Annotated in this window: 14 protein-coding genes; 7 read left to right on the top strand and 7 right to left on the bottom strand. The window is 67.3% G+C overall.

Annotation, left to right across the window (positions count from 1 at the left end):
• Positions 1–46: 46 nt before the first annotated feature.
• Positions 47–1,450: a TolC family protein gene (locus RZN05_RS09135; protein WP_317226304.1), complete on the top strand. Its 1,404-nt coding sequence runs from the start codon at positions 47–49 to the stop codon at positions 1,448–1,450.
• Positions 1,451–1,527: 77 nt separating this feature from the next.
• Here the strand turns inward: RZN05_RS09135 and RZN05_RS09130 are convergent, their stop codons facing one another.
• Genes RZN05_RS09130 through RZN05_RS09120 form a run of 3 tightly spaced genes read right to left on the bottom strand, consistent with a single transcriptional unit; the run spans position 1,528 to position 2,433 of the window.
• The gene (locus RZN05_RS09130) at positions 1,528–1,788 is read right to left on the bottom strand and encodes a DUF5985 family protein (RefSeq protein ID WP_317226303.1); all 261 of its coding nucleotides are present in this window, start codon (positions 1,786–1,788) and stop codon (positions 1,528–1,530) included.
• Positions 1,785–2,063 carry a DUF5985 family protein gene (locus RZN05_RS09125; protein WP_317226302.1) on the bottom strand — a complete coding sequence of 93 codons (279 nt, stop codon included), beginning with the start codon at positions 2,061–2,063 and terminating at the stop codon, positions 1,785–1,787. The genes RZN05_RS09130 and RZN05_RS09125 overlap by 4 nt, the downstream gene beginning before the upstream one ends.
• A gap of 1 nt (position 2,064) precedes the next feature.
• Complete coding sequence (locus RZN05_RS09120; RefSeq protein ID WP_317226301.1) at positions 2,065–2,433, bottom strand: hypothetical protein; 369 nt, start codon at positions 2,431–2,433, stop codon at positions 2,065–2,067.
• Between the two features lie 194 nt (positions 2,434–2,627).
• On the opposite strand from RZN05_RS09120, the gene RZN05_RS09115 reads away from it, so the two are divergent.
• Together RZN05_RS09115 and RZN05_RS09110 are read left to right on the top strand one after the other, a co-directional pair.
• Positions 2,628–8,009, top strand: coding sequence for a HAMP domain-containing protein (locus RZN05_RS09115; protein WP_317226300.1), 5,382 nt, complete (start codon positions 2,628–2,630; stop codon positions 8,007–8,009).
• Between the two features lie 7 nt (positions 8,010–8,016).
• Positions 8,017–10,074: a response regulator gene (locus tag RZN05_RS09110; protein WP_317226299.1), complete on the top strand. Its 2,058-nt coding sequence runs from the start codon at positions 8,017–8,019 to the stop codon at positions 10,072–10,074.
• A 161-nt stretch (positions 10,075–10,235) separates the two neighbouring features.
• Here RZN05_RS09110 and nagA read toward each other — a convergent pair whose 3' ends face one another.
• From nagA to RZN05_RS09095, 3 genes are read right to left on the bottom strand one after another with little or no spacing between them, the layout of a single operon-like run.
• Positions 10,236–11,378: an N-acetylglucosamine-6-phosphate deacetylase gene (gene nagA, locus RZN05_RS09105; RefSeq protein ID WP_317226298.1), complete on the bottom strand. Its 1,143-nt coding sequence runs from the start codon at positions 11,376–11,378 to the stop codon at positions 10,236–10,238.
• Positions 11,378–12,385, bottom strand: coding sequence for an SIS domain-containing protein (locus tag RZN05_RS09100; RefSeq protein WP_317226297.1), 1,008 nt, complete (start codon positions 12,383–12,385; stop codon positions 11,378–11,380). Before RZN05_RS09100 ends, nagA begins: the two co-directional genes overlap by 1 nt.
• A gap of 25 nt (positions 12,386–12,410) precedes the next feature.
• Positions 12,411–13,154 (bottom strand): GntR family transcriptional regulator, encoded by a 744-nt coding sequence (locus tag RZN05_RS09095; RefSeq protein WP_317226296.1) that lies wholly within the window; start codon positions 13,152–13,154, stop codon positions 12,411–12,413.
• A 207-nt stretch (positions 13,155–13,361) separates the two neighbouring features.
• Here RZN05_RS09095 and RZN05_RS09090 point away from each other — a divergent pair, with 207 nt between their 5' ends.
• The 4 genes from RZN05_RS09090 (at position 13,362) to nagE (ending at position 22,651) form a co-directional block, all read left to right on the top strand.
• Positions 13,362–16,040, top strand: coding sequence for a TonB-dependent receptor (locus RZN05_RS09090; protein ID WP_317226295.1), 2,679 nt, complete (start codon positions 13,362–13,364; stop codon positions 16,038–16,040).
• A gap of 139 nt (positions 16,041–16,179) precedes the next feature.
• Positions 16,180–18,447, top strand: coding sequence for a beta-N-acetylhexosaminidase (locus tag RZN05_RS09085; RefSeq protein WP_317226294.1), 2,268 nt, complete (start codon positions 16,180–16,182; stop codon positions 18,445–18,447).
• Complete coding sequence (gene ptsP / locus RZN05_RS09080) at positions 18,444–20,972, top strand: phosphoenolpyruvate--protein phosphotransferase (RefSeq protein WP_317226293.1); 2,529 nt, start codon at positions 18,444–18,446, stop codon at positions 20,970–20,972. Before RZN05_RS09085 ends, ptsP begins: the two co-directional genes overlap by 4 nt.
• Complete coding sequence (gene nagE, locus RZN05_RS09075; RefSeq protein WP_317226292.1) at positions 20,969–22,651, top strand: N-acetylglucosamine-specific PTS transporter subunit IIBC; 1,683 nt, start codon at positions 20,969–20,971, stop codon at positions 22,649–22,651. The genes ptsP and nagE overlap by 4 nt, the downstream gene beginning before the upstream one ends.
• Here the strand turns inward: nagE and RZN05_RS09070 are convergent.
• The gene (locus tag RZN05_RS09070) at positions 22,644–22,898 is read right to left on the bottom strand and encodes a hypothetical protein (RefSeq protein ID WP_317226291.1); all 255 of its coding nucleotides are present in this window, start codon (positions 22,896–22,898) and stop codon (positions 22,644–22,646) included. The genes nagE and RZN05_RS09070 overlap by 8 nt on opposite strands.
• Positions 22,899–23,016 lie beyond the last annotated feature (118 nt).

The raw sequence follows: 23,016 nt of genomic DNA, 5'->3' as shown, positions 1-23,016 counted from the left end.
CCCGCCATCCCGGCTTCCGCAGGGCTGGCGGGCAGGAGGAAATGAAATGACTATCTACCGCAATATCCTCGCCACCGCCTCGGCCCTGGCGCTCGCCGCCTGCGCCGCCGGCCCGAACTATACCGCCCCGGTCCACCCGCAGACCGCCGCCGGCGCCTTTATCGCGACGAGCGCGGCGGTCACTCCCGAGCCCGTCCAGGGTAACTGGTGGCGGCTCTACAACGACCCCGTTCTCGACCAGCTCGTCACCGACGCGCTCGCCGCCAACACCGACATCCGCGTCGCGGTAGCCCGCATCGCCCGCGCCCGCGCGGTGCTGCGCGGCGCCAAGGCCGATCGGCTCCCCCAGGCGAACGTCGGCGCCAGCGGCAACTATGTCCGCGTGCCCGAGATGCAGGCCCCGCCCGGCATCGACCGCGAGAACTGGCAAGTCGATGCCGGGCTCGATGTCTCGTACGAAGTCGACCTGTTCGGCCGCGTCTCGCGCGGCGTCGAAGCGGGTCGCGGCGACCTTGCTGCCGCGCAGGCCGATGCCGACGCCGTGCGCGTGATCGTCGCCGCCGAAACCGCGCGCGCTTATGCCGATGCCGCCTCCGCCGCCGAGCGGCTCGAGGTTGCCGAGCGGATCGTCCGGCTGCTCGACCAGTCGATCGACCTGACTGAGCGCCGTCGAGGCGTCGGGCTCGCCACTCGGCTGGACACCGCCCGGATCGGCGCGCTGCGCAACCAGCGCCAGGCCGAAGTACCTGCGTTCGCCGCCCAGCGCGATGCGGCGTTGTTCCGCCTCGCCACGCTTACCGGCCGCGCCCCCGCCGACCTGCCCGACACGGCGCGGGCACGCACGACGACGCTGCGCCTCAGCCAGCCGATCCCGGTCGGCGACGGCGCGGCGCTGCTCGCCCGCCGCCCCGACATCCGCGCCGCCGAGCGCCGCCTCGCCGCCAACACCGCGCGGATCGGCGTCGCCACCGCCGATCTCTATCCGCGCATCACGCTCGGCGGCTCGATCGGCTCGACCGGCAACGATATCGGCGACATCTTCACCGGCGGCCCGCTGCGCTTCCTGCTCGGCGGCCTGCTCAACTGGGCGATCAACCCTGAGCCGGCGCGCGCCAGGGTGCAGGCCGCGGAGGCAGATACCCAGGCCGCGCTCGCGACCTTCGACGGTGTCGTGCTCGGTGCGCTTCAGGAGACCGAGACCGCGCTTTCGGCCTATGCCCATGCGCTCGAACGCCGTGCCGCGCTCCAGGCGGCGCAGACCGAGGCGCAGGCGGCGGTCAACATTTCGCGCGCGCGCCAGCGCGAAGGCGATATCGACAGCCTCGCGCTGCTCGACGCCGAGCGTACCTTCGCCGATGCCGAGGCGGCGCTGGCAGCGGCGGACGCGCAGATCGCCACAACACAGGTCGACCTGTTCAAGGCGCTGGGCGGAGGCTGGCAGGCGAGTTGAGCCAAACCGTCACCCCGGCGCTGGTGTTGCAGTGTGTTTGTGAACGCAGACCCGGCGCAGCGCCGGGACGGGGCTGCCTATGCTGCGCGGTTTTTCCGGAGGATCGCGACGATGATCGTCAGGAACGCGGCGAGGCGGACCAGGTATATCCAACTGCGCAGTTCATCGGGCACGCCGCCCAGCGCTAGGATCGCCTGCGCCACGCCAAGCAGCAGGAAGGCGATGGCGAAGGCGAGGAACAACTCCTCGCGCGTGTCGCGCCAGAAGCGCAGGAAGAACAGCGCCGCGACCGAGAAGCCGAGCGTGACCGCGCCGGACAGGAACCCGATCAGGCTCACGCTTCCTCTTCCATGTCCCAGACGAACCCGAACAGCAGCACGGTCACCGCGGCGAGCGACAGCCCCACGCGCACCAGCTGGAAGTCGATATCGCGGATCAGCACCAGATCGATGATGACGAACAAATTGTTCGCCGCGAGCAGGCCGAAGCACAACGCGCTCCACAGCAGCAGCCGCATGCCGCTGCGTCGATAGCTGCGCCCGAGCAGCAGCGCGCAGGTCGCGCTGGTCGCGAAGCAGAGCAGATAGACGATGGTCGGAAACCAGGCGCTCATCTCAGTCGGGCCACAGCTTGAACGCGTCGGCAAAGCGCGTGAGGCCGGAGGGCGGCGCGGCGACGATCATCCGCCGCACCGCATCGGGCCGCGTCGCGTAGAGCGCCTCGGCGGCGGTCGCCAGCTTGTCCACCGCCTCGGATACCGGCTGGTAGCGCACCGTGCCATCGGCCTCGACCACCAGTCCGGCCGCGGTCAGCGACCCGACACTCTGGGATACCAGCAGTTCGCTGCCGCGCAGCGCGGCAACCAGATCGCCGTGCGACCAGGGTTGCCCACGATTCTTCCGCAGGAAGCACAGCATTTCGAGCGCCCAGACCGATCGGAAGGTCGAGCGAATGAAGCTGGAAACCTCTGGTTTGACCGCCATTAAGCGGGCCATCTGTCATTCGAGTGTTTCCCGCGCGTTTCGGGGGCTTCCTAGCGCCTCGACCCGTGGCTGCAATAGCCTTCAAATACGCGCACGCATTCGCTTTTCGTGCGCTGATGCTGTTGCTATGCAGGGCGCGGCCGGGGGGCCGATCAGCGTTCTCGGGGCGGGGGAACGATCTTCAGGAGTGCCAGGTGAACGCCGAACCGCATCGCGACACGCTCGATCGCCGTCAGCTCGTTGCCGCATTCCGCAGCTTCCGCCGGGGCGACTTCTCGGTCCGGCTGCCCGACGATCTGGCGGGCACCGACGGCGAGATCGCCTCGCTGTTCAACGAAGTCGTCGCGATGGAAGAGGAGATGACCGCCGAATATGAGCGGCTGTCGCGCGTCGTCGGCAAGGAAGGCAAGATCACCCAACGCGGCCATGTCCGCGGCGCCACCGGCGGCTGGGAAGCCAAGCTGCGTTCGGTCAACGAGCTGATCGAGGACATGGTCCAGCCGACCGCCGAAGTCGCGCGCGTCATCGGCGCGGTGGCGAAGGGCGACTTGTCGCAATCGATGACCGTGGAGATTGACGGCCGCCCGCTGCGTGGCGAATTCCTGCGCATCGGCAAGGTCGTCAACACGATGGTCGAGCAGCTCGCCTCGTTCGCGTCGGAAGTGACGCGCGTGGCGCGCGAAGTGGGTACCGAGGGTAAGCTTGGCGGGCAGGCCAAGGTGCGGGGTGTCGCCGGCACCTGGAAGGACCTGACCGACAACGTCAACGCGATGGCGACTAATTTGACGAGTCAGGTCCGCAACATCGCCGAGGTGACCACCGCCGTGGCGTCGGGCGACTTGTCGAAGAAGATCACCGTCGAAGTGAAGGGCGAGATCCTCGAGCTCAAGAACACCATCAACACGATGGTCGATCAGCTCAATTCGTTCGCCTCCGAAGTGACGCGCGTGGCGCGCGAGGTCGGCACCGAAGGCAAGCTCGGCGGGCAGGCGCGCGTCGAAGGCGTCGGCGGGACGTGGAAGGATCTGACCGACAACGTCAATTTGATGGCCGACAATCTCACCGGCCAGGTGCGCAACATCGCCGACGTGACCACCGCGGTGGCGTCGGGCGATCTTTCCAAGAAGATCACGGTCGACGTGAAGGGCGAGATTCTCGAGCTCAAGAACACGATCAACGTGATGGTCGACCAGCTCAACGGGTTTGCGAGCGAAGTGACCCGCGTGGCGCGCGAGGTCGGCACCGAGGGCAAGCTGGGCGGGCAGGCGCAGGTGCCCGGGGTCGCAGGCACGTGGAAGGATCTCACCGACAATGTGAACCTGATGGCCGACAACCTCACCGGCCAGGTGCGCAACATCGCCGAGGTGACCACCGCGGTGGCCTCTGGCGACTTGTCCAAGAAGATCACCGTCGACGTGAAGGGCGAGATCCTCGAGCTCAAGAACACGATCAACACGATGGTGGACCAGCTCAACGGCTTCGCATCGGAGGTGACGCGCGTGGCGCGCGAAGTCGGCACCGAAGGCAAGCTGGGCGGGCAGGCGCAGGTGCCGGGCGTCGGCGGGACGTGGAAGGATCTGACCGACAACGTCAATTTGATGGCGGCGAACCTCACTGGCCAGGTCCGTAACATCGCCGACGTGACCACCGCGGTGGCGAAGGGCGATCTTTCGCGGAAGATCACCGTCGAGGTGCGCGGCGAGATCCTCGAGCTCAAGAACACGATCAACGTGATGGTCGACCAGCTCAACGGCTTCGCCAGCGAAGTGACGCGCGTGGCGCGCGAAGTGGGCTCGGAAGGCAAGCTCGGAGGCCAGGCGCAGGTCGAGGGCGTCGGGGGCACGTGGAAGGATTTGACCGACAACGTCAACCTGATGGCGGGCAACCTCACCGGGCAGGTGCGCAACATCGCGGAAGTGACTACCGCAGTGGCGAAAGGCGACCTCTCCAAGAAGATCACCGTCGACGTGAAGGGCGAGATCCTCGAATTGAAGGACACCATCAACACGATGGTGGACCAGCTCAATTCGTTCGCCTCGGAAGTGACGCGCGTGGCACGCGAAGTGGGTTCGGAAGGCAAGCTCGGCGGCCAGGCCAAGGTCGAGGGCGTCGGCGGCACTTGGAAGGATCTTACCGACAACGTCAACGATCTCGCAGCGAACCTGACGGGGCAGGTGCGCAACATCGCCGAAGTCACCACCGCGGTGGCGCTGGGGGATCTTTCCAAGAAGATCACCGTCGACGTGAAGGGCGAGATTCTCGAGCTCAAGAACACGATCAACACGATGGTCGATCAGCTCAACGGCTTTGCCAGCGAAGTGACGCGCGTGGCGCGCGAAGTGGGCACCGAGGGCAAGCTGGGCGGGCAGGCGCAGGTGCGCGGGGTCGCGGGCACCTGGGCCGATCTGACCGACAATGTGAACCTGATGGCGGCGAACCTGACCGGCCAGGTGCGCAACATCGCCGACGTGACCACCGCGGTGGCGCGCGGTGACTTGTCGAAGAAGATCACCGTCGACGTGAAGGGCGAGATCCTCGAGCTCAAGGACACCATCAACACGATGGTGGACCAGCTCAACGGCTTCGCCTCCGAAGTGACCCGCGTCGCCCGCGAAGTCGGCACCGAGGGCAAGCTGGGCGGGCAGGCGCAGGTGCCGGGTGTCGGCGGGACGTGGAAGGACCTGACCGACAACGTCAATCTGATGGCGACCAACCTGACCAATCAGGTGCGCGGCATCGCCGACGTGGTCACCGCGGTGGCGCAGGGCAACCTCAAGCGCAAGCTGACGGTGGACGCGAAGGGTGAGATCGCCGCGCTCGCCGAGACGATCAACTTCATGATCGATACGCTCTCGACCTTCGGCGACCAGGTGACCAACATGGCGCGCGAAGTGGGCATCGAGGGCCGGCTGGGCGGGCAGGCGAGGGTGCCGGGTGCCGCCGGACTGTGGCGCGACCTTACCGACAACGTCAACCAGCTCGCGGCCAACCTCACCAATCAGGTGCGCTCGATCGCCGATGTGGCGACTGCGGTGACCAAGGGCGACTTGACCCGCTCGATCGCGGTGGAAGCGTCGGGCGAGATGGCGGCGCTCAAGGACAACATCAACGAGATGATCCGCAACCTCAAGGACCAGACCTTGAAGAATGCGGAGCAGGACTGGCTCAAGACCAACCTCGCGCGCTTCTCGCGGATGCTCCAGGGCGAGCGCGACCTGACCACCGTGTCGAATCTGATCATGTCCGAATTGGCGCCGCTGGTGAACGCGCAATACGGTGTGTTTTACGTGACGACGCGCGAGGGCGACGATACGGTGCTCGAACTCGCCGCGAGCTACGGCGCCGAGAGCAAGGACGCGCTCAAGGCGAAGTTCGAGCTGCGCGAGGGACTGGTCGGCCAGGCGGCGGCGGACAAGCGCGCGATCGTGCTCGAGAACGTGCCGGGCGACTTTCTGCGGATCGGATCGGGGCTCGGCCATTCGGCGCCGGCCAATGTCGCGATCCTTCCGGCCCTGTTCGAGGACGACGTGAAGGCGGTGATCGAGCTCGCTTCGTTTGGCGAGTTCAACGAGACCCACCAGAGCTTCCTCGACCAGTTGATGGAATCGGTCGGCATCGTGCTCAACACGATCGCGGCGACGATGCGTACCGAGGGGCTGCTCAAGCAGTCGCAGCTGCTCACCCAGGAGCTTCAGGCGCGCCAGACCGAGCTGACGACCAAGCAGGAAGAGCTCCACAACACCAACGAGGAGCTGCAGGAAAAGGCGCAGCTGCTCGAGAACGAGAAGAAGCAGGTCGAGGGCAAGAATCTCGAGATCGAGCTGGCGCGCCGCGCGCTCGAGGAGAAGGCCGAGCAGCTCGCGCTGACGTCGAAGTACAAGTCCGAATTCCTCGCCAACATGTCGCACGAGTTGCGCACGCCGCTCAATTCGCTACTGATCCTCTCGAAGCTGCTGTCGGACAATCCGCAGGGCAACCTCAACGACAAGCAGGTCGAGTTCGCGCGGACGATCAACAGCGCCGGCTCGGACCTGCTCAACCTGATCAACGACATCCTCGACCTGTCGAAGATCGAGTCCGGCACGGTCTCGATCGAGCTCGGCGAGATGCCGATGCAGACGTTGCGCCAGCATATGGACCGCACCTTCCGCCAGCTCGCCGCGGACAAGAATCTCGACTTCAACGTCGAGTTCGACGCGAGCCTGCCCGCGGCGATCCGCACCGACGAGAAGCGCCTCCAGCAGGTGGTGCTCAACCTGCTCTCGAATGCGTTCAAGTTCACCGCGCAGGGCAGCGTCACGCTTGCGGTTCGCACCGCGACCAGGGGGTGGAGCACCAACCATCCAGTGTTGCGCAGCATGGATGCCGCGATCGAGATCGCCGTCACCGATACCGGCATCGGCATCCCGCAGGACAAGCAGAAGCTGATTTTCGAGGCGTTCCAGCAGGCCGACGGCACCACCAGCCGCAAATATGGCGGCACCGGTCTCGGCTTGTCGATCAGCCGCGAGATCGCGCGGCTATTGGGCGGCGAACTCCAGGTCCGCTCGACGCCGGGCGACGGATCGACCTTCACCTTGTTCGTGCCGCTCCAGGCAACCGCGCCGGCGCAGATCGGCCAGGCGGGGACGCCGGCACGCTACGACAATAGCGGCGCGCTGGTGCCGAGCGCGCTGCCGGGTTCGCTCGATCTCAGCGACGATCGCGATAATCTGGGCGGCGATCCGTTCGTGCTGATCGTCGAGGACGATCCCACCTTCGCGTCGATCCTGCTCGATATCGCGCGCGGGGCGGGATTGAAGGGGGTCGTGTCCGGGGCCGGCGCGGGGACGCTGGCGATGGTGCGGAAGCTCCAGCCGCATGCGATCACGCTCGATCTCGGGCTGTCGGACATCGACGGCTTCGTGCTGCTCGATCTGCTCAAGCACGATCCGCAGACGCGGCATGTGCCGATCCACGTCATCTCGGGCGCCGACAAGGTGGCGCAGGCGCTCGACCTCGGCGCGTTCGGGGTGACCGAGAAGCCTGCCGACAAGGATGCGCTGTCGGCAGTGTTCCGGGACCTTGCCGAGCGGATCGAGAAACATCCCCAGGTGGTCGAGCTGGTGCCCGAGCAGACCGACGCGGTCGTCCAGGCGGCGCGCGCGGTACCCGAGCTCGCCAACGCCAAGATCCTCATCGTCGACGACGACATCCGCAACATCTATTCGCTGACCAGCGTGCTCGAAAGCTATGGGGTCGAGGTGCTCCATGCCGAGGGCGGGCGCGACGGCATCGTCATCCTCGAGCAGACACCGGGGATCGACATCGCGCTGATCGACATCATGATGCCCGAGATGGACGGCTACGAGACGATGCAGCAGATCCGCGCGCGTGTCGAGCTGGCAGAGCTGCCGCTGATCGCCGTCACCGCCAAGGCGATGAAGGGCGACCGTCAGAAATGCCTCGACGCCGGCGCGTCGGACTATATCGCCAAGCCTGTCGACATCGACCTGCTACTCGCGCTGCTGCGCGTGTGGATCGCCCGCTCGCGCGGCGCGGTCCAGGGCGGGCTGATCGTGGCCGAGCGGGCTTGAGGTTCGGATGCGCGCGAAGAACCTGCCGACTAGAACCGCGACGATAGCCGAGGCCCTGGTGATCGACCCCCACGCTGCCGAGGATCGCGCCAAGGTGCTCGTCGTCGACGATGACGAACGCAATCTGCTCGCGATCACCCACGTCCTCGAGGATGTTGCCGAAGTCGTCGTAGCGACCTCGGGCGAGGAGGCGCTCCGCCAGCTCCTCAAGACCGAGTTCGCGGTGATCCTGCTCGACGTCTACATGCCCGGCATCGACGGCTACGAGACCGCGCAGATCATCCGCTCGCGCGAGCAGACCAAGCGCGTGCCGATCGTGTTCCTCTCCGCGGTGAACAAGGAGAGCGAGCACCTGCTGCGCGGCTATTCGATGGGCGCGGTGGACTATGTGTTCAAGCCGGTCGAGCCGATGGTGATCCGATCGAAGGTCGCGGTGTTCGTCGATCTGTTCACGATGACCAAGGAGATTCAGCGCAAGGCGCGGCAGGAGCAGGCGCTGCTCGACGCCAACCTGCGCGCCAATGCCGAGCGGCTTCGCATCGAACAGGAACTCCGCCTCGCCGAGCAGCGCCAGGCCGCAATCATCGAATCGCTCCCGATCATCCTCTATCTGGAGGAGATCGATGCCGATCCGCGCATTCCCAAATTCGTCAGCGGCAATTTCCAGGCGCTGACCGGCTATGCCTTCGAGGAGATCCAGCAGACGCCCAGCCTGTGGGTCGAGCGGCTGCATCCCGAGGACCGGGCCCGCGCGGTCGAGGCGCTCACCGCGCGCCGGCTCGGCCAGTCGCTGTCGGTGGAGTATCGCTGGCTGTGCGCCGACGGGACGTACAAGCATTTCCTCGACCAGGCGGTGCTGCTGCGCGATTCCTACGGCAATCCGGTCGAGTTCGCAGGCACCTTGCTCGACGTCACCGAGCGCAAGGAACTGGAAAGCCAGCTTACCCAGGCGCGGAAAATGGACGCGATCGGCCAGCTTACCGGCGGCATCGCGCATGACTTCAACAACCTGCTCGCCGCCGTCCTCGGCGGGCTGGGGATGATCGAGCGCCGGCTGCCGCTGAGCGACGACCAGGCCAAGATCGTCGGGATGACGCGGCACGCGGCCGAGCAGGGTGCCGAACTGGTCAAGCATCTGCTCGCCTTTGCGCGCCGCCAGAAGCTCGAGCCCGCCTCGATCCAGATCCCGCGGCTCGCGCAATCGGTCACCAGCCTGCTCGCGCACACGCTCGGCGGGATGGTGGAACTCGACTGGAAGATCGCCGACACCGTCTCGCCGGTCTATGCCGACGCGGCGCAGCTCGAATTGGCAGTGATGAACCTGATCATCAACGCCCGCGACGCGATGCCCGAGGGAGGCGTAGTCACCGTCGCCGCCGAGGATCGCGAGATCACCGAACAGGTCGGCCGCACCGGCCTCGCACCGGGCCAGTATGTCGTGATCGGCGTCGGCGACACCGGCTGCGGGATCGCGCCCGAGCTGATCGAGCAAGTGCTCGAACCCTTCTTCACCACCAAGCCGGTGGGCAAGGGCACCGGGCTGGGCTTGAGCATGGTCTACGGCTTCGCACAGCAATCGGGCGGCGAGGTCCGTGTCGACAGCGAGCTCGGCAAGGGGACGTGCGTCGAGGTCTGGCTGCCGCGCGCGCCCGACAGCGCGGTCGAGATGGTGCTCGGCATCGCCGATGCCGCCGCCGAGGCGCCGGTCGCTGCGATCCGCATCCTGCTGGTCGACGATCATGATGGCGTCCGCGCGACCACCGCGGCGCTGCTCGAGGATCTCGGCCATACGGTGCGCCACGTCACCGAGGGCGCGCATGCGCTCGAACTGTTCCGGCGGGATCCGGGCGCGTTCGACCTGCTGATCACCGATTATGCGATGCCGCGCATGTCGGGGGCCGAACTGGTGCGGCAGGTGCGTGGCGAGGCGGCGGATTTTCCAGCGTTGATCATCACTGGGTATGCCCAGGCGGATTTGAACGCGTCGGAGAGTCCCGATGTGCGCTTTCTCGCCAAGCCATTCACGGCGGAGCAGCTCAAGACAGCGCTGCGCGAGCGGCGGTAGACATGCTGCTCCCCTCCCTGGAAGGGAGGGGTTGGGGGTGGGTTTAGCATCGGGCAGGGCTCGATGCCCTGTCCGGTGCTGCGGTACTTGGAGAGAGGGTCTTTTGAGCGCGCAGACGCGCGCACCCACCCCCGGCCCCTCCCTGCGAGCAGGGAGGGGAGTTATGCGCCCTCGTGCACCCCGCCGATCCAGCTGCCGGTCACCGCAAAGTCCGCATTCAGTGCCACCAGATCCGCTCGGAACCCCGGTGCGATCTCGCCCAGGCTGTCGTGCAGCCCCAGGAAGGCGGCCGGTGCATACGCCGCCATCCGCGCCGCCGCTGCGATCGGTGCGCCGAGCAGCTTGACCGTGTTCGCCACCGCCGCCGCCATGTCGAGATGCGAGCCCGCGATCGTGCCGTCGGCATCGCGGCAGATGCCGTCGCGCACGGTGATGTGTCGGTCCTGCAGCACGAAATGATCGGCGTCGCTGCCTACCGAGGGCATGGCATCGGTGACCAGCATCAACTGCTCGGGCGGCTTGCAACGCAGCGCGATCCCCAGCGTCGTCGGGCTGACATGGTGCCCATCGACGATGATCCCGCAAATCAGCTCCGGGCGCTCTAGCGCCGCACCGGTCAGCCCAGGCGCTCGCGACGTGAGCGGCGACATCGCGTTGAACAAATGGGTGATCCCGGTCGCGCCGGCCTCGACCGCGGCGATCGCCTGTTCGTAGGTTGCGTTGCTGTGCCCCGCGGCGACGATCACGCCGGCATCGACCAGCCGGCGGATCGTCGCGGGCGTGGTCCGCTCGGGCGCCAGCGTCACCAGCGTGCGGCCGCGCTGGAGCGAGGTCAGTACCGTGAGCCCCTCGTCGTCGAGCGTCCGTATCTTGTCGGCACGGTGGATGCCGCGGCGCTCAACGTTGAGGAAGGGCCCCTCGATATGGATGCCGAGCACGCCGGGCACGCCCGCCTCGATCGCCGCGTCGACCGCCGCGACCGCGTGGCGGATCACGTCGAGATCGTCGCTGATCAGCGTCGGCAGGAAGCCGGTGGTGCCATAGCGGCGATGCGCCGCGCCGATCGCGGCGATCCCTTCGACGCTCGGCGTATCGTTGAACAGCACGCCGCCGCCGCCATTGACCTGGGTGTCGATGAAGCCAGGCAGCAGCATCGCGCCGTCGAGGTCGTGTCGCACGGCATCGGCGGGGACATCGCCCGCGGGAACGATCGCGGCGATCCGCTCGCCGTCGAGCAGCACGGCTTCACCGTCGCGAAGGGCGCCCGCGCGGAGCACGCGGCCATTGACCAGAGCAGTGATCATCAGAGCGTTTCGGTAACCTTGGCGAGCAGGGGAGGGCGGTCGGGATCGAAGCCGCGCCGCAGCGAGAGCGCGTTGACTGCGCGGTAGAAGGCCTGGATCTGGAGCATCGGCTCGATCGCCGGATGCGCCGCCGGGTGCGGCAGCTGGATCGCGCCGGGTACGCTGCCGCCGCTGACCAGCACGTCGCCGCCGCGTGCGAGCACGTCGGCGACCAGTTCGTCGACGCCGTCGGCGGTCTCGTCGCCCTGGCGGAAGACGAGCAGCGGGAAATCGCGGCCGACCAGCGCCATCGGGCCGTGCCGCACCTCGGCCGCGCTGAATGCCTCGGCGTGGAGCCCGCAGGTCTCCTTGAACTTGAGCGCGGCCTCCTGCGCGATCCCGAAGCCGAGCCCGCGGCCGATGACGTACAGGCCCTGGGCATGTTCGAGCTGATCGACCATCGGCGTCCAGTCGGCGGCCCAGGCGGCTTCGAGCAGCGCAGGGGCGCCGTGGAGCGCTTCGAGCAATTCGCCGTCGCCGGCCCATTCGCCGACAAGGTGGAGCAGCCCGGCGAGGCTGGCGATATAGGATTTGGTCGCCGCTACGCTGATCTCGGCGCCGGCATGGAGCGGCAGGAAGGTGTCGACTTCCTCGGCCAGCGGCGACTCGGCGGTGTTGACCAGCGCCGCGGTCCGCGCGCCGCCCTGCCTGGCCGCGCGCATCGCCGCGAGGATGTCGGGGCTCTTGCCCGATTGCGAGATGCCGATCGCCAGCATGCCCGTCAGGTCCGCCGCGGCGCCATAGACCGACGCGATCGACGGCGCAGCGGAGGTGGTCAGCACGCCCAGCCGCGTTTCGATCAGATATTTGCCGAACAAGGCGGCATGGTCGGAGCTGCCGCGCGCGCAGGTCAGCACACCGCGCGGATGCGAAGCGCGCAGATCGGCGGCGAGCGCAGTCACCACGGCCTGGTTGGCGGTCAGCTGGCGGCGTACCACCTCGGCAGCCTCGGCCGCTTCGTGGAACATCCTTGTCGATTCTGCGCCGGTCACATCAGCCTCGCGTGTCGAGTTCGGCGACGAAGTCATAGGCGTCGCCGCGATACCAGCTCCGCGTCGCCTCGATTACCTGGCCGTCGGCAAGGAACCCGCGGCGCTCGATATAGAGCCCTGGCGCGCCCGCCTGGATGCCGAGCAACTTGGCCTGCCCGGCGTCGAACAGTACCGCGCGCAGTCGCTGGAGCGCGCGCACCGGGCGGTTGCCGCTCACTTCGAGCGCGGCATAGAGCGAGGCGCCGACCACGTCCTCGCTCTCCAGCCCGAAGCCCGGGATCGTCGAATATTCGATCGCCATCGGGGTGTCGTCGGCGAAGCGGATGCGGTTGAAGCGATAGACCGGCGTGCCCGGGCTCAGCCCCAGCGTCAGCGATTCGTCGGGGGTAACCGCGCCCGACGAGCGGCCGATCCACTCGCTGCGTACGGTGCGCCCGCGCGCGGCCATGTCCTCGGAGAAGGAGGAGAGCTTGGCGAACTGCTTCTCGACGCGCCCTGCGACGAAGGTCCCCGCGCCCTGGCGCCGCACCAGCAGCCCTTCTCCCACCAGTGTGTCGAGCGCCTTGCGCAGCGTGATCCGCGACACTGACAGGTCGGCGGCGAGATCGCGCTCGGCGGGGAGTGCCTCGTTGGGCTTGAGCACCTGATCGCGCAACGCATCGCGCAGCGCATCCTCCAGCCGCCGGTAGAGCGGCCCGCCACCGGGTCCATCAAGGGGTCGTATCTTTTCGGCCAGAAGCGGCATTTCGGTTCCCACCATTGGACTTGCGGGCGTTTGACGCAACACTAATACCAATATCATACCACACGCTAGTCAAAAAATGCGTCTTCTCGTCACATTTATGAAAGAATCCCTCTTGACGGTTTTAGTGGTCTGACGGATGGTCTGCTCAATGGTATGCAACTGGTTATAAAAACGCATGCCAAAATAATCATCTTAAGGGGATGAGACATGCGGATTCGTGCTCTTCTTGTTGGCACCGCCAGCGCCGTAGCGCTGCTTTCGGGTGCCGCCCACGCGCAGACGGCAGATGAAACCACAGCGGTGGAAGCGCAGGCCGGCGAGGACATCGTCGTCACCGGCTATCGCGCGTCGCTCCAGGCATCGATCGACGCCAAGCGGCAATCGGAGGTGATCGCGGACATCATCTCGGCCGAGGATATCGGCAAGTTCCCCGACAAGAACGTCGCCGAAGCGCTCCAGCGCGTGCCCGGCATCGTCATCAACCGCGAGTTCGGCGAGGGCGAGCGCGTTTCGCTGCGCGGCACGGCACCCAATTTGACCAAGACGCTGGTCAACGGCCACGGCATCGCCACCGCCGACTGGTTCATCCTCGATCAGCTCGCCGCGACTCGGTCGTTCAACTATCTGACGCTGCCGGCCGAGATCGTCGGGCAGCTCGATGTCTACAAGTCGCCCCAGGCGGACGTCGAAGAGGGTGGCATCGGCGGGACGATCAACGTCCATACCCGCCATCCGCTCGACTTGCCGAACTGGTCGCTCAACGCCTCGGTGCAGGCGGTCTATTCGGAACGATCGGACAAGTTCGATCCGCAGGCGTCCGGGCTGGTAAGCTGGAAGAACGAGGCCGAGACCTTCGGCGTCTTGCTGGGGGGTGTCTATCAGAAGCGGCGCATCCGTCGTGACGGCGTCGAAGTGCTCGGCTATCAGCCCGTCACCGTCGGCGGCCAGACCGCGCAGGTGCCCTCGCTGATCGGCTCGGCGCTGTTCCAGCAGGAGCGCGAGCGCTATGGCGGCAATATCGAGCTCCAGTTCAAGCCGAGCGACGATCTCGAGATCATCGCGACCGGGCTCTATTCGCGCTTCAATGCGTCGAACTTCAACCAGAACTATCTCGCCTGGACGGCCAATGCACTGGGCGGTGGCGGCACGCTGACCAATGCCACCGTGACCGACGCCACGGTGGTCAAGGGCACCGTCACCTCCACGCCGGGCGGCCGCGCGGTGGTTTACGATGCGATTTATCGCGACGCCTTCGCCGAAACCTATTCGGGCGACTTGGACCTGACCTGGCGCACGGGCGGCGACGGCAAGCTGCACTTGAAGGCTGGGTACACGCGCGCGCGCGGCAAGACCCAGGACCAGCCCTTCTACGAGGGCGGTGCCCCCGGCGCGTTCACCTTCGACATCACCGGGCGCGTGCCGCAGGTGAGCTTCACCGGCGTAGACCCGACCGTGCCGAACAACCTGGTCTTCGACTTCGCTTCGCTTCACCAGGTCGGCAATTCCGACAAGGAGAAATATGTCTACGCCGATTTCGAGCAGCCCGTCGGCGGCCCTATCTCGTCGATCAAGATCGGCGGCAAATATACCGATCACGATCGAAACGCCTATTTCTACGCCACCACCTATGGCAGCTTCTTCGTGCCGCTTGCGGGCACTGGTTGCGGCGGGCGCGCCTGTCTGTCGTCCGACTTTGCGGGCGGATCGCTGCCCGACGATTTCCTCGACAACATCGCGCTGCCGGGTACGCTGACCAACTATTTCAACGTCGATACGGGCAAGTTGGCGCAGATCCTCGGCTCGCAGCCCGCGGCCAATCGCGCGCGCGTGCTCAATCCGCCGGAGAACTATTCCATTAACGAGAAGACCTATGGCGGTTATGTCATGGTCAAGGTCGGCGAGCCGCAGGTCCAGGGTCTGCACGCCAATATCGGGTTGCGCGTGATCCGCACCGAGCAGACCTCGCGTGGCAATCAGTTGGGCGTTCCGGCCGGGACGCCGGGCGCCGTCGATAACCCGTTCGGCACCTTCGCGCCGATTGAGGTCCGTCGCAACTACACCGATTTTCTGCCTGCGGTGAACGTGTGGTTCGATCTCAGCCCGCAGATGATCCTGCGCTTCGGTGCCGGACGCTCGATTGCGCGTCCCGACTATACCGACATCGTCCCCCGCGTCAGCCTCAACCCGGGCACGCTGACCGGCGACGGCGGCGACCCGAGCGTCAACCGCTACGAGTCGGACGACTACAACCTCAGCCTCGAATGGTATCCCGATCGCGAGACGATCTTTGCCGGCGCGCTCTATTACAAGAATATCGCCAGCTATATCGTCAACCGGACGACGCAGGAGACCTTCCCCGTCCAGACCACGACCCCGAACCTGTCGCGCTGCAGCGTGGTCAATGCCGGTCAGCAGCTCTACAGCTGCCTGTTCGACATCAACCGCCGCTCGAATGGTGCGGGCGGCCGCAATTTCGGTGTCGAGCTCCAGGCGTCGCGGCGGCTGTTCGGGCCATTCGGGGCGATGGTCAACTACACCTACTCCGACGCCAAGTCGGATAGTGGCGATCCGATCCCGGGCAATTCCAAGCACGCGCTCAACCTGACCGGCTATTTCGAGAATGACTGGCTGTCGCTGCGGGCGTCGTACAATTATCGCTCGGAATTCTTCATCAATATCGATCGCGCCTCGCCGCTCAACCAGGGCAGCACCGAGTCGCTCGATGCCTCGCTCAACGTCAAGCTCACCGACTTCCTGTCGCTGACCGCCGATGCGGTGAACCTGACCAACAACAAGATCTATCAATATTCGGGCACCGAGACGCGTTTCCGCGCGCTCTATGACAACGGCCGAATCTTCTATGCGGGCGTCCGCCTGAAGTTCTGACGCGACGCGAACATCGGCGGCGGGGATTCGAGCCATCGTCTCTCCGCCGCCCTTTTCTTTGCCTGCCCCGAAAGGGCTACAGCCGATTGAGCCGGGCGCGAAACCGCCTAAGCTCGTCGGGTATCGTCGGGAGCCGCGTGTGATTTCCTTTGCTCGATCGCTGGCGGCGCTCGGCGCCGTGCTCGCCTCCACTTCGGCGCTGGCGCAGGTGCCCGCATTGCTGCCCGTGCCTGCCGAGGTGCGCGCAGGGCAGGGGGCGCTGGCGATCGGCGGCAAGACTGGGCTGCTGGTCCCCGAAGGCGACGCCGGCGCGCGCAACGCGGCGGAGCGCTTCGCCGCGCTGGTCGCCGAGACGCGCGGGCTCAAGCTCGCCATTGCCCCGCGCGCCGCGGCGCCGGCGATCCGCTTCGTCCGCGCCGCGACCGGCAAGCCGGAAAGCTATCGCCTCGACGTGACGCCGCGTGGCGCGACGATCACTGCGGGCGACGATGCCGGGCTGCTCTATGGTGCGGTCACGCTATGGCAGGCGATGACGCAGGTGCCGGGCAAGGGCGCGGTGCGCGTGCCGGCGTTCGGCGTGGTCGATGCGCCGCGCTTCGGCTGGCGCGGGCTGATGCTCGACAGCGCGCGCCACTTCCAGTCGCCGGCCTATGTGCGGAAGCTGATCGACTGGATGGCGGTCAACAAGCTCAACACCTTCCACTGGCATCTGGTCGACGATCAGGGCTGGCGGATCGAGATCAAGCGCTATCCGAAGCTTACCGAGGTTTCGGGCTGGCGGCATCCCGCCACGGCGGCGGGCGCCCCGCAGCTTCCCCAGGTCGGCGGCTTCTACACGCAGGACGAGATCCGGGCGATCGTCGCTTATGCCGCTGCGCGGGGCATCAGGATCGTCCCCGAGATCGAGATGCCCGGGCATGCCCTGGCGGCGATCCGTGCCTATCCCGAGCTCGGCACCGGCGTGGCGATCCCGCCGGGCACCGAGAGCGACTGGGGCGTCTTCCCCTGGCTCTACAATGTCGAAGATTCGACCTTCGAATTCCTCGAGAACGTGCTCGACGAAGTGATCGATCTCTTCCCCTCCAAATACATTCATGTCGGCGGCGACGAGGCGGTAAAGGACCAGTGGAAGGGCTCGCCGCGCATCCAGGAGCGGATGAAGGCGATCGGCATCCCCGACGAGACCGCGCTCCAGGCGCTGTTCATGCACCGGATCGGCGAGCATCTGACCAAGCGCGGCCGCAAACTGATCGGCTGGGACGAGATCCTCGAAGGTGGCGAAGTTCCCGCGGATGCGACGATCACGTCGTGGCGCGGGATCGAGGGCGCGATCACCGCAGCCAAGTCCGGGCACGACGCGGTGCTCAGCCCGGCGCCGACGCTGTACGTCAACCATCGCCAGGGCATGGGCGACAACGAACCGCCGGGCCGGCTCGAGGTGATCGACCTCAAGACCGTCTACGCCTTCGAGCCGATCCCCGCTGAGATCCCCGAGGCGCAGCGGCACCACGTCCTCGGCCTCCAGGCCAATCTGTGGACCGAGCACACCCGCACCGAGGAGCGCGCGTCGCTGCAGTTCTTCCCGCGTGCCGCCGCGGTCGCCGAGATCGGCTGGTCGGCCAAGGGCAAACGTGACTTTGGCGGGTTCGTCGAACGCGTGGTGCCCCAGATGGCAAGGATGCGCGATCTGGGGCTGGAAGCATCCACCGCCGCATTCGACGTCAAGCCGAGCTTCGACTTCGCGCCCTCCAGCAACCGGGTCACCGTGTCGCTCGCCAACCAGGTGGGGCTCAAGATGCGCTACACGACCGACGGCAGCAGCGTGACGGCAAAGTCGCCCGTCTATTCAAGGCCCTTCGTGGCGAAGCTGCCGTTCGAGCTCAAGGCCGAGCCGATCCTCGCCGGCCGCCCGGTGCCCGGCGGGATCGCGCAGTCGGTCACGCGGCAGAGCCTGTACCGGCGCAGCGACGAGGCGCTCAAGACGTGCACCAACAAGGTCGTCCTCGCGCTCGAGGACGATTATCCCGCGAGCGGCGAGCGCGCGGTGTTCGTCAGCGACATCTTCAATCCGTGCTGGCTGTGGGAGAAGGCGCCTGTGGGCGACGCGAAGCAGATCGCGGTCACCGTCGGGCAGATCCCGTTCAATTTCCAGGTCGGCAAGGATCGCGACGGGATCAAGTTCATGCCCCCCGAAAGCCCCGAGGGCGAGTTCGTCGTCTATGCGGACAAGTGCCAGGGGCCGCGCCTGGCGACGCTGCCGCTGGCGCCCGCGGCGGGCAATCCGGGGCTGACCCGGCTGGTCGGCAGCCTCGCGCCGCGCGCCGGCACTGCGACGCTCTGCATCACCTATACCGCCAAGGGCGTCGAGCCGCTGTGGGCGATCGACGCGGTCGAGTTGGTGCCGTGAGCGGGATGATCGCCGATACGATCACGCTGACTGCCCCCTTTGCCGGCTGGCTCGCGCCGCTCGATGCCGTGCCCGACGCGGTGTTTGCCGAGCGAATGATGGGCGAGGGCTTCGCGATCGATCCGACCGAGGGCGTGCTGCGCGCCCCGGCGGCGGGTGAAGTCCTGTCGGTCCCCGAGAGCGCCCACGCCGTGACGCTGCGGCTCGACAATGGGGCGGAGTTGCTGCTGCATATCGGCCTCGACACCGTCGCGCTCGGCGGCGAGGGCTTCGACGCCAAGGTGTTCGCAGGGCAGCGCGTTGCTGCGGGCGATGTGCTGATCGCGTTCGATCTCGATGCCGTCGCGGTTTCGGCCAAGGCGCTGATCACGCCGGTGGTCGTCGCCAATGACGGCTATGTGCTTCGTATAGAGCAACCCGGTCGGCTCGTGGATGCAGGTGCTCCAGTGGCGGTCGTTCATCGTACCCCGGCGAAGGCCGGGGCCCAGCCGCACCAAGTTCGAGAGAGTGGAGCGGCGGTCGAGAGTACCTCGGAACTGGGCCCCGGCCTCCGCGGGGGCACCGAAGAGCGTGCGGAGCGCACCGTTGCCGTTTCGGCGGTACACGGCATCCACGCGCGACCTGCGGCGCGGATCGCAGCGACGCTACGGCCCTTCGTCGCCGAAGTGACCCTCGCCACTGCCGAGGACAGCGCCAATGCGCGCAGCAGCGTCGCGTTGCTCGGGCTTGGCGTGGGCACCGGAAGCACGGTGCGGATCGTGGGTGTCGGCCCCGATGCGCGCGCCGCGGTCGACGCCGTGGCCGAACTGATCCTGTCGGGGCTCGGCGAAGCGGCGAGCGCGCCGGCGCTGCCCGTAGTCCGGACGCACGGCCCGGTCACGGCGTCGCCGGGGTTGGCGATCGGTCAGGCGCTGCAACTGCGCGCCGCGGATCAGGCGGTTCCAGACCAAGGTGGGGGCATCGCCGATGAGCGCGTGGCGCTCGACACCGCGCTTTCCGTAGTCGCCGGCGGACTTGCCGGCACGCGCGGCCCAGCTGCCGAGATCGCCGAGGCGCATCGGGCATTGCTCGACGACCCCGAACTGCGTCGCGTCGCAGGTGAGGGTATCGCAGCCGGGCACAGCGCCGCCTTCGCGTGGCGCAGCGCCACGGTGCGAGCTGCGGAGGCGATCCGCGCCACCGGTGACGCGCTGCTGATCGAGCGCATTGCCGACCTCAAGGACCTTGAACGCCAGGTGATCGCGGCGCTGCTCGGCACTTCGGGTCCGGACATTCCGGCGCTGCGCCCGCACACCATATTGATCGCCGAAGACCTGCTGCCTTCGCAGTTCCTGTCGCTCGATACCGCCAACCTTGCCGGCATCTGCACCGCCGCGGGCGGGCCGACGTCGCATGTCGCGATTCTCGCGGCGTCAGCAGGCATTCCGATGCTCGTCGCGGCCGGCGATGGGGTGCTGGCGATCGGCGACGGCACGCCGCTGATCCTCGACGCCGATGCCGCGATTTTGGCTGTCGAGCCCAGCCCCGAAGCGCTGGCCGAAGCGAGCGAGCGCCTGTCTGTCACGCGCGAGCGTCGTGCCCGCGAAGCCGCGGCCGCGCACGAGCCGTGCCGCATGGCCGACGGTACGCGGATCGAGATCTTCGCCAATCTCGGCTCGGTCGCCGATGCCGCCGCGGCGATCGCCGCCGGCGCCGAGGGATGCGGGCTGCTGCGCACCGAATTCCTGTTCCTCGACCGCGACACCGCGCCCGACGAGGAGGAGCAGCGCGAGACCTATTCGCGGATCGCCGCGACCCTGGGCGACCGCCCGCTGATCGTGCGCACGCTCGATATCGGCGGCGACAAACCGGTGCCCTATCTGCCGATGGCGGGCGAGGACAATCCGGCACTGGGCTTGCGCGGTGTGCGGCTGAGCCTCGCCCGGCCCGATCTGATGCGGCTCCAGTTGGGCGCGATTCTACGCGGGGTGCCTGCCGGCCAGTGCCGGATCATGCTGCCGATGGTGGCCGACTTGGGTGATTATCGCCCGGTTCGCGCGCTGCTCGACGAGGTTCGCGGCGAACTCGACATCGCCGATCGGGTGCAACTCGGGGTGATGATCGAGACCCCGGCCGCGGCGATGCTCGCCGGGCAGATCGCGCGTGAGGCGGACTTCCTCTCGATCGGCACCAACGACCTCACCCAATATACGCTCGCTGCCGATCGCGGGAATGCGGCGGTGTCCCAGCGGATCGACGCGATGCATCCCGCCGTGCTGCGGCTGGTCCGCGAGGTCGGCAAGGGTGCTAAGGACGCCGGACGCTGGGCCGGCATGTGCGGGGGGCTCGCCTCCGACCCGCTGGCCGCGCCGATCCTGATCGGGCTGGGCATCACCGAGCTTTCTGCGACCCCGGCGGCGATCCCCGGCCTCAAGGCGGTGGTCCGCACGCTCGACATGCAAACCTGCGCAGCACTGGCGGAGAAGGCGTGCGATGCCGCATCCGCCGCCGAAGTCCGCACCCTGGCCCGCGAGGCATTGGCATGAGCTTCCGACCCGCAACCTTGTTGGCCAAGGCGCAGCCGCTCGGCCGTGCGCTGATGCTGCCGATCGCGGTGCTCCCGATCGCTGCATTGCTGCTGCGGCTCGGCCAGGCCGACATGCTCGGCATCCCCTTCGTCGCCGCGGCTGGGGAGGCGATCTTCTCGAACCTGGGTCTCCTGTTCGCCGCGGGCGTCGCGGTCGGGCTCGCGCGCGAGAACCATGGCGCGGCATCGCTCGCCGGCGTGGTCGCCTATCTGGTCGCGGTCGAGGGGGCCAAGGTGCTGCTCAAGCTCCCGCCCGACATCGCCGCGGCGCCGGCGATCGAGCAGGCGGCGTGGCGCGCCAAGGAGATCTCCAAGCTTAGCGTCGCCGCGGGGATCACCGCCGGGATCGTCGCCGGCGTGCTCTACAATCGCTTCTCGAACATCAAGCTCCCCGATTACCTCGCCTTCTTCGCCGGACGCCGCTTCGTGCCGATCGTGGCCGGGCTTGCCGGGCTTGCCGGGGCGGTGATCTTCGGGTTCGGATTCCCCTGGTTCGAGGCGGGGGTGGACACGCTCAGTCGCTGGGTGCTGGGGGCGGGACCGGTGGGCCTGTTCCTCTACGGGCTGCTCAACCGGCTGCTGCTGATCACCGGGCTCCACCATATCCTCAACAACATCCCCTGGTTCCTGCTCGGCGAGTTCAACGGCGCGACCGGCGACATCAAGCGCTTCTTCGCCGGCGATCCGAGCGCGGGGGCATTCATGTCCGGCTTCTTCCCGGTGATGATGTTCGGTCTGCCCGCGGCGTGCCTGGCGATGTACCGCAACGCGCTGCCGGCACGCCGGAAAGCCGTGGGCGGGCTGCTGCTCAGCCTTGCGCTCACGTCGTTCCTCACCGGCGTCACCGAGCCGATCGAGTTCACCTTCATCTTCCTCGCCCCCGTGCTCTACGCGATCCACGCCGTGCTCACCGGGATCGCGATGGTGGTGATGGACGCGTTGGGAGTGAAGCTCGGCTTCGGCTTCTCGGCCGGGCTGATCGACTATGTGCTCAATTTCGGGCTGGCGACCAGGCCGCTGCTGCTGCTGCCGGTCGGTGCGGCCTATTTCTGGATCTACTACGCCGCGTTCAGTTGGAGCATTCGCCGCTGGAACCTCAAGACCCCCGGTCGCGAGGACGAGGTGCCTGGTGCAGCAATGCAGGCCCCGGCGGGCGAGCGCGGCCCGGCGATCCTTGCCGCGCTCGGCGGCAGTGCGAATGTCCGCAGCGTCGATGCCTGCACCACGCGGCTGCGGCTGGTGGTGGCCGACCAGGCGGCAGTGAATGAGGCGGGCCTCAAGGCGCTGGGCGCACGCGGCGTGCTCAAGCTCGACAATGGCGGTCTGCAGGTGGTGTTCGGTCCGGTGGCCGACCAGATCGCCGGCGAGGTCCGCGCGGCGATCGCCGAAGGCCCGGCGCCCTCATTCGATCCCGCAGCGATCGCGCGTGCGCTGGGCGAGGGGAATGTCCGCGCGGTGCAGGCACGCGGCACGCGGCTGCTGGTCGATCTTGGAGATGTGTCGAAGATCGATGCGGCAGGCCTGACGCGCGCCGGTATCCTCGCCACGGTGATCCCGGATCAGCCCGGCCGGCCGATCCACCTTATCACCGGCGACGCCACCGCGGCACTCGCGGCGGCGCTCCAGCCGGTCAGGTAGCGCGCCGGATCAGCCCGGCGCGGTCGGCCTCGAGCAGGTCGGCATAGGAGACGCGGCCGGTCGCGCTCTCGATCCAGCACTCGGCGTCGCCATAGCCGCCCTGGCGGACCAGCACGAAGGCGCAGTCCCCGAACGGGCCGAACAATGCGGTCACCGGGCCGCCGCGCGCGGAGGGCCGGTTCACATAGACTTCGGCAAAGGCGTTCATTGGCGGCAAAGCGACGGCAGCGCCGGTCATCGTGTGCATAAGCCCCTCCCAGCTGGTTCGGTCCGACCGCGCCGGCTTCTATGGCCGAGTCCTGAATCGGTTGGACAGGTTTGAAGTATGCCGCGCCAAATCGCCGCGTCAATGGACAAATCGGGTC

The organism is Sphingomonas sp. HF-S4 (assembly GCF_032911445.1).
GTDB classification, from domain to species: Bacteria; Pseudomonadota; Alphaproteobacteria; order Sphingomonadales; family Sphingomonadaceae; genus Sphingomonas; species Sphingomonas agrestis.
The sequence above is the reverse complement of the archived record's forward strand: the minus strand, read 5'-3'. Positions and strand labels throughout refer to the sequence as shown.

Excerpts from the sequence above, each read along its gene's own strand:
- RZN05_RS09135 (WP_317226304.1), top strand. The coding sequence starts at position 47 with ATGACTATCTACCGCAATATCCTCGCCACCGCCTCGGCCCTGGCGCTC.
- RZN05_RS09125 (WP_317226302.1), bottom strand. The coding sequence starts at position 2,063 with ATGAGCGCCTGGTTTCCGACCATCGTCTATCTGCTCTGCTTCGCGACC.
- RZN05_RS09120 (WP_317226301.1), bottom strand. The coding sequence starts at position 2,433 with ATGGCGGTCAAACCAGAGGTTTCCAGCTTCATTCGCTCGACCTTCCGA.
- RZN05_RS09110 (WP_317226299.1), top strand. The coding sequence starts at position 8,017 with ATGCGCGCGAAGAACCTGCCGACTAGAACCGCGACGATAGCCGAGGCC.
- nagA (WP_317226298.1), bottom strand. The coding sequence starts at position 11,378 with ATGATCACTGCTCTGGTCAATGGCCGCGTGCTCCGCGCGGGCGCCCTT.
- RZN05_RS09100 (WP_317226297.1), bottom strand. The coding sequence starts at position 12,385 with ATGTTCCACGAAGCGGCCGAGGCTGCCGAGGTGGTACGCCGCCAGCTG.
- RZN05_RS09095 (WP_317226296.1), bottom strand. The coding sequence starts at position 13,154 with ATGCCGCTTCTGGCCGAAAAGATACGACCCCTTGATGGACCCGGTGGC.
- RZN05_RS09090 (WP_317226295.1), top strand. The coding sequence starts at position 13,362 with ATGCGGATTCGTGCTCTTCTTGTTGGCACCGCCAGCGCCGTAGCGCTG.
- nagE (WP_317226292.1), top strand. The coding sequence starts at position 20,969 with ATGAGCTTCCGACCCGCAACCTTGTTGGCCAAGGCGCAGCCGCTCGGC.
- RZN05_RS09070 (WP_317226291.1), bottom strand. The coding sequence starts at position 22,898 with ATGCACACGATGACCGGCGCTGCCGTCGCTTTGCCGCCAATGAACGCC.